A 16,225-nucleotide genomic window follows, 5' to 3' on the forward strand; every position below is an offset into this window, starting at 1 on the left:
TGGGCATACCGGTGGCGGACCGAGTCATCCAGCAGGCCATAGCCCAAGTTCTCACGCCGATCTACGAGAAGCAGTTCTCGGAGAACAGCTTCGGATTCCGGCCCAAGAGAAGCGCACACGACGACATTCGGAGAAGTCAGAGAAACATCCTTCAAAGCCAACAAGGCTAAAAACTCCGAACAAGGAAGGCCTAAACCGGCTTACGGTTTAGGGCCTTCTCCTCTTCATCCGTTCAAGGCGCGCTAACTTCCATCGAATAGATGTTGCAATAAATCATTGACCTTTTGATCCCCCGGCTCACGAATCAATGCTTCCTTCAGGGCTTGAACCGCCTTGCCCCGATCTCCCATTTTGATATAGCATTCACACAGAGATGCCCAGATTTCGGCTTCGTCCATTCCATTTTCGATACAATAAAGAAATTCCTTCGCCGCCGCCGCAGAATCTCCTCCCAGCGTATCCGGCGTATTCAGCAGCCTTGCTCCATTCATTCTTCTTGCGAATGGCAGCGCGGGATCGAGCTCAAGTGCTGTCGCGATTTCCTTCTCCAGGTACGAAAGCAACTTTATTTTCTCGAGCATGGTGCCCGCTTCGATTAAACGGCCATACGCAGCAGCGAGCCAAGCGTGCGCTTCCGCACTGTCAGGACGATCGGCGACTGCTTTCTCCAACAATTCCCGCGCTTCCTGGTAATGGCTTTCGGCTAACTTGTGTCGTCCCCGGAGAAGCAAATCCCGAAACGGGTCTGTGTCGGGCGCTCCGGAACCGCCGGTTGCAATCGTATTGATATAGACCGGCTTCTTCGAAATGACGTTTCCCACAAGCTCGCCGCGGTCCAGCGCAACATTTACTGAGTCAACGCCGGTCAATTTATCTCGATATAGCGGCGATTTCTTTATCCGTTTCAACAATGCGCGAAATTTCTGTTCCCTTTCCTTATGGTTGTCGGCCATTCGTGACTCTCCCCTCATCGATATCGGCTCAATGTCCATCCTTTTGCTGCAGGGTCACGGTTCTTTGCGCCAATTCACGGCGGTCGGCCTTTCCTGCGGCATTCAGCGGAATTTCCTTTACAAACCAAACCTCTGCAGGAACTTGATAGCGAGCCAGACGTCTTTCGCAGTACGCAAGAATCTCACGCTTCTTCTTCGCTTCCGACTCCGTCGTCATAGGCTCTTGTTCGCGGAGTCTAATAAAAGCGACCGGTTCTTGCATGCGTTCCGGACGATGGTTTCCAATGACGACCGCATCCTCGATACCGCTCACTTCCCGCAACACATCCTCTACTTCCGCTGGGAAGATTCGAAATCCGCCCCATTTGATCACATCGTGTTTTCTGCCGCGCAGATACAAATATCCTTGCTCATCGAGAAAGCCCAAATCCCCGGTTTTGACATAATCACCTTCACATGTCACGCTTGTCGCCGCAGGATCCTGATAATACTCCCTCATTCGATAGCGAGTCTTGACCCATATTTCCCCGATCTCTCCGGCAGGCAATTCCTGATTTTGCTCGTCTACAAGCTTCACGGAAACAAAAAAAATAGGCCGGCCGCAGGATCCATCCTTGGCGGCCCATTCATTATCATCGATCATCGTGATCGCTCCAACCTCGCTTGTACCGTACAGATCGGTTACCCGCATGTGAGGCAGCAGCTTCTTTATTCTCGATTTCAAGGCGTTAGTCAGCGGCTCTCCGTTGGACATGATATGATTCACGGAAGGCGGAAACTCGCTCCGAATCCGCTCCAGATGATCCAACCATCTCATGAGCTCGCTCGGTCCCAGTTTCACGAATGAGATGTCATGCCGTTCCATAAGATTCAACCATGCGTCGGGCTTTGATTGCCTGCTCAATACGACGGTATTGCCTTCTTGAAGAATGTTGCACGTCGTGGTCATACTTCCGCGGGATGCCAGCGGCTTTACCAGCAAATGCAGCTTCGGTTTCATTATGTGGCCGTTTGGCTGCAACCCTAAATCAAAGGCCGATTTCGGCATGACAATGCCTTTGGGACTCCCGGTCGTCCCTGACGTAAACAAGACAATGTCGGTTCCATGACGGGGTGAGGAGATTTCACCGATCGGTTGCCCGGAAAGGTCGAGGTCATCCACACACCAAACTTGGAATGGAACCTCATCCTCACCGAACGCCATTTTGTCCGCAAAAACACGAGTCGTAATCAATAATCCGGCATGGGTCGCAGCGACCAAGTTGAGAATATCTTCCGCCTTATAATAGGCGATATTGGTATTCATGAAGAACGGCACGACATCCGCCCGGAACATCGCGACAAGCACTTCAATAAATTCGACCCGATTCGGCAACAGCACAATCACGCCTGCGCCCGAGGTAAAGCCCGCCGCGTGCAAGGCGCCGACCCAATGGTTGGCGCGTTCGTTCAATACGACGTACGAGAGCGTCGCATGCTCATCGATAACCGCAGCGCGTTCCGGACTTTTGGAGGCCCATCGGGCAATCGAGTTTGAAACTTCATACATAGCACGACCTCCTTTTCATCACAGTACGGTTTTGGAGGACTCAACCCGTCATCGGAGGCCGCTAGACGGCCCGTAGAAACCAAATGTTACAGTTCATTGCCGTCAATATCCGGACTGTCGCTTATTCCTATTACTTTAAAGCCGTTATTCACGAGGAGTATCGCTAACGGCAGACCTACGACGCCAAAGCCCAATGACCGCGATCATGGGTATGTTTGATTGATCCGGGACTACATCGCCTAGACTCATCGTTATCCCCTATACAAGCTATGGGAGTTTATTCGTTTTGGATTGGGTCATTATCGCCGAAACAAAAGAATTTAGGCGACAGTTGGCATTATGGACGAATAGTTTCATCCCCACGCAATAATGCCCTCAAAGGATTAGATTTCCTCTTCTTCTCAGATTATTATCGACAAGTAACTGCGTGATCTAGTGAACCGCCATATACCGAACGTACGTAGGTGGTGCGGGAGATGGGCTACTCAGCTAATTGGTAGCCTCCTACCCGATTTTGCGATAATCTAACAAATCAAACGTTATGCCCGTACGTTTCCTGCAACTGAGAATAGATTGACTTTGACTATGAACGAAAGGAGACTGCACGTGAAAAAAACTTCGATGTTAAAACATTTGATAGGAACGCAAAACTTGGAGTTTTTGATGGAAGCTCATAACGGTCTGTCGGCCAAAGTCGTGGAGGAGACAGGATTTAAAGGAATTTGGGCCAGCGGGTTAACCATATCCGCATCGATGGGTGTCAGGGACAACAACGAAGCTTCTTGGACACAGGTTTTAGATGTTTTGGAATTTATGAGCGATGCGACTTCCATCCCGATTTTGCTTGATGGCGATACGGGATACGGGAACTTCAACAATGCAAGGCGATTGGTTAAAAAACTGGAACAACGACATATTGCGGGCGTTTGCATAGAAGACAAGTTGTTTCCGAAAACGAATTCCTTTATTAACGGCAGCGCCCAGCCTCTTGCCGATATCGATGAGTTTTCCGGAAAGATTAAAGCGATGAAGGACGCTCAACAAGACGACGACTTTTCCGTCATAGCGAGAGTGGAAGCATTTATTACGGGGTGGGGTCTGCAAGAGGCGCTGCGACGCTCGGAAGCGTACTACGAGGCCGGCGCCGACGCGATCCTCATTCATAGTAAAAGATCGGACGTAACGGAGATCGAAGCGTTTATGAAAGAATGGAACGGAAGACTCCCGGTCGTTATTGTACCTACCAAATATTATTCGGTTCCGACAAATCGTTTTCATGAACTGGGGGTCAGCGTCGTCATCTGGGCGAACCACAATTTAAGGGCATCTCTCGACGCGATGCAGAACATTTCGAAACAAATTTTCATGGATCAAAGTCTGATTCATGCGGAAAACAAAGTAGCGACCGTTGATGAAATTTTCAGGCTGCAAGGGGCCGAGGAGCTTCAAGAGGCGGAACTGAAATATCTTCCGTCGGCGAAAATACAATGAGGTGATCGATTTTGATTCAGACCGAGCGGCTGGGAGAACAATTACAAAAATTAAAATTTCAATTTTACAGCGGAGTTCCGTGCTCATGCTTAAAGCATTTAATCAATTATGTCATTAACGAATGCGAATATGTGGCGGCAGCGAACGAAGGAGATGCGGTCGCCATTGCGTCGGGGGCGTTTATCGGAGGGCAAAAATCGGTAGTTCTGATGCAAAATTCGGGGTTGACAAATGCCGTTTCGCCGCTCGTGTCGCTTAACCGGCCTTTTCGGATTCCGCTACTCGGGTTTGTCAGCCTTCGAGGCGAACCGGGAAAGCGAGACGAACCGCAGCATGAGTTAATCGGCCATATTACAACCCGACTGCTGGAGCTCATGCAGGTCAAATGGCAATACTTGTCCGGCGATACGGACGAAGCATTGCAGCAGTTGAGCGAGGCCGGCAACTGGATCGATCGCAATCAGCCGTTTTTCTTTGTGGTCAGAGACGGGACGTTCGCTCAAGTGGCGTTGCAAAAAAAGGAACTTGCCACAAGATGCAACCAATTTAAAGCGGTAAAGGTGCAAGAGGATCAGAAGCCGTCCCGGTATGAAGCGTTGACGGTCATTCATGCAATGAAAGACGGCAATACCGTACAGCTTGCCACAACAGGGATAACGGGCCGGGAATTGTACGAAATCGAAGATAGCCCGGGCAATCTTTATATGGTCGGCTCCATGGGGTGCGTCAGCTCTCTAGGACTTGGACTGTCGCTCGTTCAGCGAAACAACAACAAGGATATCGTTGTTATTGACGGCGACGGTTCCCTGCTTATGCGCATGGGAAGTTTGGCTACGAACGGAACGTATAGTCCGAACAATATGCTGCATATTTTGCTGGACAACAACGCTCACGATTCGACGGGGGGACAAAGCACGGTTTCGCATAATGTTCAATTCGTGGAGCTGGCGGCTTCCTGCGGCTATGTGAAGTCGATATATGTTCATAATCTGGCTGAGCTGAAAACGGCAATGGAAGAATGGAAACGTACAAAAGGGCTCACTTTCCTCCATATGAAAATTTCCAAAGGCCACAAGGAGGGAATCGGGCGCCCGCAAATAAAACCTCATGAAATTAAAGAGCGTTTGCAGTTGTTCCTGGGGAACGATTTGCCGTAGGGAAAAGGGGTGGTAAGATGCGAACAGTGAAGAGAACGATTTTGCTGAATCCCGGTCCCGCAACAACAACCGATACTGTTAAATTCGCGCAGGTAGTACCGGATATTTGCCCTCGAGAGGAACAATTCGGCAATTTGATGAAGTCCGTCTCCGCTGAACTGGCCGGATTGGTCGGCGATCCTGCGCACTACACGACCGTCTTGTTCGGCGGTTCCGGAACTGCGGCGGTTGAATCCATCCTAAGCTCCGTTATCGACCAGGACGTTGTGGTCATCATCAATAACGGCGCGTATGGGAAACGGATGTGCGAAATCGCGGACACATATCGTCTGAATGTCGCGGAATTTATAAGTCCTTCCGACAGTCCTGTCGATCTGTCCGATCTAGAAGCTTTGATTGAGCATTCATCCCGAAAAATATCGCATCTTGCCGTCGTTCATCACGAGACAACCACCGGTCTTTTAAACGATATTCGATCTATCGGGGATCTATGCAGGCGGCACCGGATCGATATGATCGTGGATGCGATGAGCTCCTATGCGGCTATACCCATTGAAATGAAACAAATGAATATCAGCTATTTGGCCGCAAGCTCCAACAAAAATTTGCAAGGAATGGCGGGAATATCGTTCGTCATAGCGGATACCAGGAAGCTGGACAGCATGAAGAATAAGCCGCCGAGGAGTTATTATCTGGACCTGTATGCGCAATACAAGCATTTTTCGGAAACGTTTCAAATGCGCTTTACTCCGCCTGTACAAACTTTTTACGCATTGAAACAAGCGATCGTTGAATTAAAGGAAGAAGGGGTGAAAGAAAGATATGCGAGGTATACCCGATCATGGGAAGTATTAATCCGGGGGATTGCGCGGCTCGGCTTGAAACATCTTGTGGATGAGAATCATCATTCCAAAATCATTACTTCCATCCTTGAGCCCGATTGCGATACGTACAGCTTTCGTGAAATGCATGATTATTTGTACGGCAAAGGTTTTACGATTTACCCCGGCAAATTGAACAAGTTGAATACGTTTCGAATAGCGAATATCGGGGATATCACTTACAAAGACATCGAAGCTTTTCTGGAATTGCTGGAGCGCTATCTTCAAGAAATCCGATACTTTCGCGGATAGGCGGACAGTGTATAGCAAGAGGAGCGAATAAATTAGGGAAATACATGTACATGCAACGATCGGCGCAGTTGGATGTACCACCGAATTATGTATTATGAGAGGCCCATGCTATTGGTATGGGCCTACTCGATTTAATGAGCGCCTAGCCAAGTTAGGCACAACTAGCCAGTGCGAGTCCGGTCAGGTAAGAGCCAAGTCGCCTTGTAGCTGACAGGCAACTGGTGGAGAAATCCTAAGGCCCCCGCCCTGTGACAGTAATGGATATACGGGGACTCACCCTTGAACGGCAGTAGATATTGGCAGAATGTAAGATAAGAGAACTGCTATATTCGCACAATTTATCGGCAGCCCTAATCGATTGTCCTCCGCCATTGACGGTTTCGAAAGAGAGTGCCGCAACATAAAATTGAATAAACGAATGATCATGGCGAACTATTGCCCAAACGGAGGGATTGTCTTGAATCTAGCCGCCAAGCTGCACAAAATCGCCCAACTGGAAGACCGGGCTTTCGTCTCGGAAATGTACCGCCGCGTATTGGACCGGGAACCGGATGAAGAAGGGACGGCGCACCGCCTCCGGCAGCTCGGGAGAGGTACGTCCAAGCACCGGGTCCTGATCGAGATTTTGCAAACCGACGAAGCGCTCGGCTTGTTTGCGCATTCCGCCAATGCGGGGCAGGACGATAAAAACGACAAAGCCTCACACGCTATCCGCCGCCTATTCGCCATGAAGCACGAGCCGTTCGTTCATTGCCTGTATCGGGAGCTGCTCTGCCGGGAGCCCGATCAGCCCGCGTACGCAGGCTACGTCGATGCGCTGAACAGGGGGCGGGCGAAATCGGCCGTTTTCGCCCGCTTCGTCTCGTCTTCCGAATTCGAGTCTTTGCTTGGGCTGGACAAATACTCTTTTGCCAGACGGGCGCTGGATCAATTGATTCTCAGTTTTTACAAATAGCGCAACGATGCAATGCCATAACGAACGGAGGCGGTCAAGATGGCTACGATGAAAGCGGAATCGCTGTTCGCGCGCCTGTGCGAGCGGCACCCCGAGCTTTCCGGCGAACAGTATCGCGTCTTTTCTTCCACTCTGCAAAACTTGGTCATCGTGGTGGGAGATCGTCTCGTTTTCCGGTTTCCGCTTACGTCGGACACTACGTCGCTCCGGTTGGAGCAGCGCATGCTTCCCAAGCTGGGGACGCATGTGCCGCTGCCGATCCCGCAATTCCGGTACGCCTCCGGACGGAAAGACAAACTGTGTTATGTCGGTTACCCGATCATTCCGGGAGAACCGCTCGGAGCGAAGCGGCTCGAGAGCTTGAATGAACGGCAGCGGCAGACCGCCGCTAAGCAAATTGCCGAATTTTTGAGCGCTCTGCATTCGTTTGACGGCGATTCGATGACTCGCGTCGATACGAACCGTTTCCGGTCCGAGTGGAGGAAAAATTGGTCCGCCTATTACCGGGCTATGGAGCTATACGTATTTCCGAGGATCGAACGGAGAGAGCGGTTATGGATCATGCACGTGTTTTACGAATTTTTGTATCCTTCCGACCATTTCCGGTTCACGCCTTGCCTCCTTCACGGGGATTTCAAAAACGATCATATTTTCCATGATCCGGCTACCGGCAAACTGACCGGGATCATTGATTTCGGTTCGCTCCGGATGGGCGATCCCGCTTACGATTATCACGATATATGCCTTTCCTACGGCGAACCGTTTACCCGTACCGTGCTCGATTACTACAAGGGCCCGTCGGACAGGACGTTTCTTCGACGGGTAACCGGGTTTTATGCGCACATTATCCGGTTCAGCTCTCTCGTTCGCGCCGTACAGAGGAAAGATTGGGACAAATTCGCGCTTCGGCTGGAATGGCTGAAAGGTAAAGCGCGGGAGCTGGACGAGTAAGGAACGGTTGCGCGCCTGACAAGCAAATGCGTACGTAACCGTTTCCTGTGGTGTCGACCGGCTCCGATTGAATTTATTCGGGTTATCGGTCCTTCGCGCGCTTTCCTTGACATGAAGCGTTACCGCTGCTCGGCATAACGGAACTCATGAATGCCGCGGCAATTAGTGAACGTAACTTTATTCAGTGAGGTTGTTGAGAAAGCGTGCAAAAAGAGGAAGCGATGAAGGCAAGGAGTCGGGGAATGCACTCCACTTCCGTTAAAATCGAGTTATTTTTATGAACCGCAGCGGTTATAACTTGATTTAAAAGTCAGACGCTTCGCTTTACGTACATTTCCCCGACTCCTTATAGATGGTTCTTTTCTCCTTTTGACTTTCGGCTTTTACCGCCAAGAGGCATGAACATGCAGAAGAAGCCCATGCGCCAAAGCATGGGCTACTATTTGGTGTTCTATTTGGAGCTTCTGCCTTGAACTTTCTAGCATGAACTTCTACCCTGAGCATCTACCTTGAACTTCTAGCCTTGGGTCTACTTTTGCAGTCTCGTCCCTCGCCGGTCCCGATTCCGAGATTAGCCCAACGCGACTCCTTGTCTCCGCTTCGAATTGCGATTTTCGGGAATCGGCAGACCGAGATTGCCCCTCAGCGTATCCGCCTCATATTCGTCGCGGAACAATCCTCTTTGCCGCAAAATGGGGACGACATGGTCCACGAATTCCTCCAGCCCGTGCGGGGCCGCCGCCCCTACGATGAAGCCGTCGGCGGCCCCCGCCTCGAACCAGGCCTGCAGCTTGTCGGCGACCGATTCGGCCGTTCCGAGAAACGCCGTCTTCGGAGTCGCGACCCGCAGCGCGACTTGACGAAGGGTCAGCCCTTCCTGCTTCGCCCAAACTTTCATGCGGTCCGTTGCGCTCCGGAAGCTGTTGCGTCCGATGTCGCCCAGATCCGGAAACGGCTCGTCAAGCGGATATTGCGAGAAGTCGTGATGCTCGTAGAATCGTCCCAGAAAATCCAAAGCTTTCTCGATCGACACCAGATTGGCGACCTCTTCGTATTTGCGCTCCGCCTCCTCCTGCGTTCGGCCGATAATCGGTCCGATTCCCGGAAGGATGACGATTTCGTCCGGATCGCGTCCCAATGCCGCAGCGCGGCCTTTGACGTCGTCGTAATACTGCTTTGCCTCCTCCAGCGTTTCTTGACCCGTGAATATCGCGTTGGCCCATTTCGCCGCGAAATGCTTCCCGGATTCCGACGCCCCCGCCTGAAAGATGACGGGCTGCCCTTGCCTGGATCTGGCAATATTAAGCGGGCCTTTGACTGAGAAATATTGGCCCTTATGGTTCAACGCATGCATTTTGGACGGGTCGAAAAAAACGCCCGATTCCTTGTCGCGCACGAACGCGTCATCCTCCCAAGAGTCCCACAGCCCCGTCGCGACCTCCAAATATTCATCCGCTATTTGGTACCGCTCCGGATGGGTCGGATGCTGCTGCTCCGTCTTGCCGTAGTTGAGCGCGGAGCCTTCCAGCGGGGAAGTAACCACGTTCCAGCCCGCCCTGCCTTGGCTGATTACGTCCAAAGACCCGAATTGGCGCGCCACCGTAAAAGGTTCGCTGTACGAGGTCGACAGCGTGCCGACCAAGCCGATCTTCGAGCTCACCCCGGCCAGCGCGCTCAATATCGTAAGCGGCTCGAAGCGATTCAAGAAATGAGGGATCGATTTTTCCGTAATATACAACCCGTCGGCGATGAAGACGAAGTCGAATTTCCCCTCCTCCGCTTTTTGCGTCCATCGTTTGTACAGCTCGAAGTTCACGCTCGCATCCGTAATCGCATCGGGATGGCGCCATCCGGATATATTGCCCCCGACGCCGTGCAGAATCGCCCCAAGCTTGATTTGTCTCTTCGTTCCCATACTCGATCTCCTCCTTAAAGATTCAATGAAACTGTTCCAGCTCCCGACCGGCCGCCGAATGTTCCGTCGCCGCCGTCTCCCCGGCGAAAGCCTCCTTCAGCAAAACGTAGGAACGCTTGCGCTGCTCGAACTTCTTCAAATTCGTCGAGACAACGATAAACTCTTCGACCCCATAGGCGCTCTGGAGCTCCAGCAGCCGGGCGCGAACCGAATCCTTCGTCCCTTTGACGATTTGGGCCAGCTGCGTCTCGACCGTGTATTCCTCGTTCGACTGCCGCCCGTATTCCTCCGCCTGCGCGATCGTCCCGACGGTAAGCGTCCTGCCGCCGGCCAGCTTGATTTTCACGAGCTTATACTCTTGCGCGAGCTCCCGCGCTTCCTCCTCGGAATCGGCCACGATGACCGAAAGCGCCAATATCGGCTGCGGTCCGTGACCGCGCTTCGGCCGAAACCGGTCCGCGTACGTTTTGAACGCCTCGCGGGCCGTTTGTTCGTCACTGTTGATAAACAGTGCAAATACATAAGGCAGACCCGATTCCGCCGCGATTTCCGCGCTGGATATACTCGTGCCGAGCACATAAATATCGGCAGGCTGCGGGGCGATCGGGCCGGCCACGATCCCCGCGAGCGGGTGTTCTTCCGGGACTTGGTTGGTCACGAAATGCTGCAGCTCCGTCAGCTTCTCCGCCAATGTCGCCGCCTCCGTGACGCCCTGCTGCAGCGCCCGTGTCGAGCGGGGCAACCCGCCCGGCGCGCGACCTACGCCCAGATCGACCCGCCCCGGCGCCAGCGATGCCAGCACGTTGAAATTTTCCGCGACTTTATAAGGACTGTAATGCTGGAGCATGACGCCTCCGGCGCCGATCCGAATGCGCTCCGTCTTCGCCAGCAGATGGGAGATGAGCACCTCCGGCGATGTGCCCGCCACCCGGTCCGAGTCATGGTGCTCCGACACCCAGAACCGGTAATAGCCGAGCCGCTCCGCCAACCGGGCCAGCTCGATCGTATGCCGGAGAGCCTGCGTCGGCGTTTCCTCCGGCAGGATGGGGGTTTGATCCAAAATACTGAGCCTGATCGCCACTATCTTCCACTCCCGTAAGTTGCATATCACATTCTCACTTTAGCGTGCTCACTAATTGTTTGTCGGATAAAAAACGGACGATCTCCGTTTGCTCGCCGTTCAGGCTGATGATGTTCGTTTGCAGCGCCACGCCGGATATTTCCGCCACATCGATCGGACAGAGCAGCTCCTCCCCCACTTCCTTGCGCACGCACAATCCGGGCAAAAAACAGATGCCGGCTTTGTTCAATACAAGCTTCTTGGCCATCTCCGCGTTATCGGTATGAATCTCGATCGACGGCGGCTTGTTCAGACTTTGGAACACCCGATGAATCCGGAGCCAATCCAGCGAGCCGCACTCGAAGAAAACGAACGGCTGGTCGACGAGCAGCTCGACCGATACTTCCGGCTTTCCCGCAAGCGGATGGTCCGCGTACGTATACAACCGGATCGGATCCTCGTAAAATTTGAGCGACTGCAGATTCGGATGGTTTACGTTGCGCACGAAGCCGATATCCAGTTCCCGGCTCAGCACCTTGCCGACGATATCGTCGGTAACCGACGTCGTCACCTTGATTTGAAGGCCCGGGTATAGCGCCATCAGCTTCGGCAGCAGCTCCGGGATGATATAGTTGGAGACCGACACGGTGCAGCCGATCCGCAGCTCGTGCGGAACTTTCCGCTGCCGCCGAATATGCTGCTTGCCCTTCTGATACGTGTGCAGCAATGCTTGCGCGTACGGCAGAAACTTGTGCCCGTTCTCGGTCAGCTGTACCTGCTTGCCCAGTCGATCGAACAGCCGGCAGTCCAGCTCCCGCTCCAGGGTCTGGATTCTCGCCGTAACCGACGGCTGCGACAGGAACAGCACCTCCGCCGCTTTATTAAAGCTTCCGTAGTGGAATACGTACACAAACGCTTCGATATTTTCGATATTCATAAGCTTTTCTCCAGATCGACTCAGAATGGGAAACCCGCGCCTCATAGCATAAAGAGACCGACAAGAGCATGGACCGAATCCGCGTACGCTATCGGTTCATCGCCTTACAGGTCTCCGGGTGCCCGGTGGACGGCTATTGATGTTTCCTATACTTTACTTATCATCACCAAGTATGTCAATCGGATTTTACGTATTAAAACATTTACGCATCCCATATTCCGTTTATAAGACGGGGTCGTGGCAAGCGACATAATGACCTCGATCGATTTCGCGAAGCGATGGCGGCTCGACTGCGCATCTTGCCGTGGCGGCCGGGCAGCGCGTACGGAATCGGCAGCCGGAGGGCGGATTGGCGGGCGACGGAATTTCGCCCTGGATCGCCGCGAATTCGCGACGCCGCTGCGGCTCCGGTACCGGAATCGAGGCGATGAGCGCTTTCGTGTAGTGATGGGCAGGCCGACGGAACATTTGCTCGCTGGGGGCGATCTCGACCAGCTTGCCCAAATACATGACGCCGATCCGGTCCGATACATACCGCACGACATTCAATCCGTGGCCGATGAACAGGAACGTCAAATCGAGCCGCTGCCCGAGCTCCTGCAGCAAATTGACGATTTGCGCCTGCACGGATACGTCCAGCGCCGATACCGCCTCGTCCGCCAGCACGAACTTCGGGCGCAGCGCGATCGCTCTGGCGATGCCGATTCGCTGCCGCTGTCCTCCGGAAAATTCGTGCGGATACCGGTCGTAGGACGCCGCGTTCAAGCCGACCAGCCGCAGCAGCTCTTCGACGGCAGCCCTCTTCTCCCGGACGCCCACATTGCCGTGCACGGCGAACGGCTCGCCGATAATATCCCCGACCTTCCAGCGCGGGTCGACGGAGCCGTACGGATCTTGGAAAATCATCTGCATATGCTTGCGCTCCTCGCGCAAGCGTGCGCCGGACAACGCCCCCAGCTCCCGGCCTTCGAACAGGACGGATCCGGAAGTAGGCTTCTCCAGATGGAGAAGCACCCGGCCGAGCGTCGACTTCCCGCTGCCGGATTCCCCGACCAGACCGAACGTCTCCCCCTTTCGGATCGAGAACGACACATCGTCTACCGCTTGCACCGCTTTCTTCTGTCTCGAGAAGAGCGAGCGACCGATCGGATAATGCTTCGTCACATGCCGCAGCTCGAACAACGCGCCGGATTGCGGCTCCTCGGACGCCTCCGTCGGAAGCCACACGGAGGAGACGACGACTTCGACCGCAGCCGCTGTCGTCTGCGGAGATATGTACGGACCGTCGCCAAGCAGCCGCTCCGTATTCCAGCAGGCCGCTTGCCTGCCTCCTCTGTCCAGCAGCGTCGGGGTCTCGCGAAGGCATGTCTCCGTGGCGTAAGGGCAGCGGGGATGGAAGCGGCAGCCTTCCGGCAAATCGGCAAGGCCGGGGATCGCGCCCGGGATCGTATACAATCTCCTCGAACGGTCGCTGTCCATCGTCGTAATCGACTGCAGCAGCCCGCGCGTATAAGGGTGGTGAGGCTCTGCAAACAGCTCTTCCGTCGAAGCCTGCTCGACTATCCGCCCCGCATACATGACGACGATGCGGTCGGCTATTTCCGCGGCGATGCCCAGATCGTGCGTAATGAGCAAAATCGACATGTTGAATTCGCTCTTCAGCTCCTGCAGCAGCTGCAAGATTTGCGCTTGGATGGTGACATCGAGCGCCGTCGTCGGTTCGTCCGCGATCAGCAGCTCGGGCCGGCAGCTGAGAGCCATCGCGATCATCGCCCGCTGCAGCATCCCGCCCGACAGCTCGTTCGGGTATTGCCTCATCCGCAGCTCGGGCTCCGGTATGCCGACGCGCCGCAGCAGCTCCACGGCCCGCTCCCGGGCCTGGTTCGCCGTCTGCCGCCGGTCATGGCGGCGGATCGTCTCGACGATCTGCGTGCCGATCGTAAATACGGGATCGAACGCCGCCATCGGCTCCTGGAATACCATCGCCATCTTCTTCCCGCGCAGCGACCGGAGCGCCTGCGGGGGAATACCGGCGATGTCGATCCCGTCCAGCTTGATCGAGCCGGCGCTGATCTTCCCGTTCTCGTCGTCGATCAGACGCATGACCGCTTTGGACGCAACGGTCTTCCCGCTCCCCGATTCTCCTACCAGGCATACCGTCTCGCCCGCCTTGATCGAGAGGCTGACGTCGCTGATCGCCTGCAGCACCCCGCGACCCGTAACGAAATCGACGCTTACGCGCTCCATATCCAGTAATCCACTCAACCGCGTCTCCTCCTATAGCCGCCGCTTCTTCGGGTCCAGCGCATCGCGCAGCTCGTCGCCGATCATGTTGACCGACAAGACGAACAGCGTGATCGCCAGTCCCGGAAACGTGCAAATCCACCATGCGACCGTCAAATAACCTCTTCCTTGGGAGAGCAGCGCCCCCCAGTCCGGTATTTCCTTCAACACGCCGAGCCCCAGAAAGCTGAGGCCGGACCCGGTCAAAATCGCCGTGCCAACGCCGATGCAAGCCATGACCAGCAGCGGGGACAACGAATTCGGCAGCACATGCTTGACGAATACCGACAGCTCCGAAGCCCCGATGGAGCGGGAAGCCATAATGAACGGCCGGTTCTTGATGCCGAGAATTTGCCCCCTCATAATTCTGGCATAATTCGGTACCGAGGCTATCGCAACGGCCAAAATAATATTCCACAGCCCGGGGCCGAGCGCGGCGGCGACCGCCAGAGCGAGCAGCACGCCGGGAATCGTCATGACCACGTCAATGATCCGCATCAGCACGCTGTCCACCCAGCCGCCGAAGTAACCCGCTACGGCGCCGATCAGCCCTCCGGAAAGTCCGCCGACAACGACCGAGGCGAATCCGATGAACAGCGACTCCCGGGCTCCGTGCACGATGACGCTGAATATATCTCTGCCGAAATAGTCGGTGCCGAGCCAATGCGCCGCTCCCGGGGAGAGGAGAATTCGGTCCGCCGCCATGTCGGTGGGCGAATAGGGGGCAATCCACTGCGGAACGATGGCGCAGACGGCAAGAAACAAAACGATCAGCCCGGCTCCGTATGCCATCAGTCTCGACATCGGAATTTTCGGGACCGTACGATGACTTGCCGCAGCGGCCCCTTTCGTTCGCCATAACGGTTTCACGGATGCAGCTTCCCTCATCTGCATGTACCTCCTTTAGCTTTGCAGCCGTCTTACCCGCGGATCGATGTACGAATACGAAATGTCGACGAGCGCGTTGACGACGACGTACACGATCGCCGTAAACAAGACGACGCCTTGTACGACCGGCAAATCCTTCGTCATGATCGCGTCGGATATGATGCGCCCGATGCCTTGCCGGGAAAATACCGTTTCGATCACGACCGCGCCCGCCAGCATTTCGCCGACCAGGATGCCAAGCATCGTGACGGCCGGTATGAGCGCGTTGCGGAGCGCGTGCCGATACATAACCGCCCTCTCCAGCAAGCCTTTGGCACGCAATGTCGTAATAAACGGCTCTCCCAGCACTTCCAGCATCGAATTGCGCACCATGCGCACGATAAATCCGGCGCCGAGCATGCCCAGCGTCAAGGCGGGAAGGACCAGCGTATCCAATCCGCCCGAGCCCATCGCCGGAAACCAGCCGAAGTAGACCGAGAATACGAGAATAAGCAAAATACCGGACCAGAACGTAGGCATGGAGATGCCGAATAATCCGACGATGCGGGCGACAATGTCGATCGCCTTGTTGCGGTGAATGGCCGACAGCACGCCGAGCACGACGCCTACGACGACGGAGACGGCCGCGGCGGCGGTCGTCAGCGCCAGAGTAGCCGGGAAATGCGCGACGATTTTCGGCAGGACCGGCTCCGAATTGACCAGCGATTTCCCGAAATCTCCCTGGAGCACCTGCACGAAATAGTGGAGAAACTGCTCGTAGAAAGGCCGGTCGACGCCGAGCTGACGCCGCAAATTCGCAATCGCCTCCGGACTCATCGAGCTCGGGTCGATCATGTTCATCACGACGTCTCCCGGAAGCACGTACAGCACGCAGAACACCAGGATCGACGAGCCTGCAACGACGCCGAGAGAGGTCAACAGTCGAATCGTTATGGCCTTGGCCATCTTCGCAG

13 protein-coding genes are annotated in these 16,225 nt (G+C 54.6%); 5 read left to right on the forward strand and 8 right to left on the reverse strand.

The window, feature by feature from the left end:
- Positions 1 to 242: 242 nt before the first annotated feature.
- Positions 243 to 953, reverse strand: a complete 711-nt coding sequence (locus FE784_RS09880; RefSeq protein WP_139602024.1) for a tetratricopeptide repeat protein — start codon at positions 951 to 953, stop codon at positions 243 to 245.
- Positions 954 to 981: 28 nt separating this feature from the next.
- A complete protein-coding gene (locus FE784_RS09885; RefSeq protein WP_139602025.1) occupies positions 982 to 2,502 on the reverse strand; it encodes a class I adenylate-forming enzyme family protein in 1,521 nt (506 codons plus the stop codon).
- Between the two features lie 606 nt (positions 2,503 to 3,108).
- Between FE784_RS09885 and aepX the strand changes: the two genes are divergently transcribed.
- From aepX to FE784_RS09910, 5 genes are all read left to right on the forward strand, one after another.
- Complete coding sequence (gene aepX / locus FE784_RS09890; RefSeq protein ID WP_139602026.1) at positions 3,109 to 3,993, forward strand: phosphoenolpyruvate mutase; 885 nt, start codon at positions 3,109 to 3,111, stop codon at positions 3,991 to 3,993.
- Positions 3,994 to 4,007: 14 nt separating this feature from the next.
- Positions 4,008 to 5,150, forward strand: a complete 1,143-nt coding sequence (gene aepY / locus FE784_RS09895) for a phosphonopyruvate decarboxylase (protein WP_139602056.1) — start codon at positions 4,008 to 4,010, stop codon at positions 5,148 to 5,150.
- A 17-nt stretch (positions 5,151 to 5,167) separates the two neighbouring features.
- Entirely contained in the window at positions 5,168 to 6,283 is a 1,116-nt protein-coding gene (locus tag FE784_RS09900; protein ID WP_139602027.1) for a 2-aminoethylphosphonate aminotransferase, read from the forward strand.
- A 457-nt stretch (positions 6,284 to 6,740) separates the two neighbouring features.
- Positions 6,741 to 7,238, forward strand: coding sequence for a DUF4214 domain-containing protein (locus tag FE784_RS09905; RefSeq protein ID WP_176706096.1), 498 nt, complete (start codon positions 6,741 to 6,743; stop codon positions 7,236 to 7,238).
- A gap of 39 nt (positions 7,239 to 7,277) precedes the next feature.
- Positions 7,278 to 8,189: a phosphotransferase family protein gene (locus tag FE784_RS09910; protein WP_139602029.1), complete on the forward strand. Its 912-nt coding sequence runs from the start codon at positions 7,278 to 7,280 to the stop codon at positions 8,187 to 8,189.
- A gap of 571 nt (positions 8,190 to 8,760) precedes the next feature.
- Here the strand turns inward: FE784_RS09910 and FE784_RS09915 are convergent.
- The 6 genes from FE784_RS09915 to FE784_RS09940 all read right to left on the reverse strand — a co-directional run bounded on the left by FE784_RS09915 (position 8,761) and on the right by FE784_RS09940 (position 16,217).
- A complete protein-coding gene (locus tag FE784_RS09915) occupies positions 8,761 to 10,104 on the reverse strand; it encodes an LLM class flavin-dependent oxidoreductase (protein WP_139602030.1) in 1,344 nt (447 codons plus the stop codon).
- 22 nt (positions 10,105 to 10,126) lie between these two features.
- Positions 10,127 to 11,185 (reverse strand): LLM class flavin-dependent oxidoreductase, encoded by a 1,059-nt coding sequence (locus tag FE784_RS09920; protein ID WP_139602031.1) that lies wholly within the window; start codon positions 11,183 to 11,185, stop codon positions 10,127 to 10,129.
- Between the two features lie 34 nt (positions 11,186 to 11,219).
- On the reverse strand, positions 11,220 to 12,101 hold the full coding sequence (locus tag FE784_RS09925; protein ID WP_139602032.1) for a LysR family transcriptional regulator: 882 nt from the start codon (positions 12,099 to 12,101) through the stop codon (positions 11,220 to 11,222).
- A 222-nt stretch (positions 12,102 to 12,323) separates the two neighbouring features.
- The gene (locus tag FE784_RS09930) at positions 12,324 to 14,366 is read right to left on the reverse strand and encodes an ABC transporter ATP-binding protein (RefSeq protein WP_176706097.1); all 2,043 of its coding nucleotides are present in this window, start codon (positions 14,364 to 14,366) and stop codon (positions 12,324 to 12,326) included.
- Positions 14,367 to 14,378: 12 nt separating this feature from the next.
- Positions 14,379 to 15,272 (reverse strand): ABC transporter permease, encoded by an 894-nt coding sequence (locus tag FE784_RS09935; protein ID WP_139602033.1) that lies wholly within the window; start codon positions 15,270 to 15,272, stop codon positions 14,379 to 14,381.
- A 15-nt stretch (positions 15,273 to 15,287) separates the two neighbouring features.
- Positions 15,288 to 16,217: an ABC transporter permease gene (locus FE784_RS09940; protein ID WP_139602034.1), complete on the reverse strand. Its 930-nt coding sequence runs from the start codon at positions 16,215 to 16,217 to the stop codon at positions 15,288 to 15,290.
- Between the last annotated feature and the right edge of the window lie 8 nt (positions 16,218 to 16,225).

This window comes from Paenibacillus hemerocallicola (genome assembly GCF_006265175.1).
Classification (GTDB): Bacteria; Bacillota; Bacilli; order Paenibacillales; family NBRC-103111; genus Paenibacillus_AB; species Paenibacillus_AB hemerocallicola.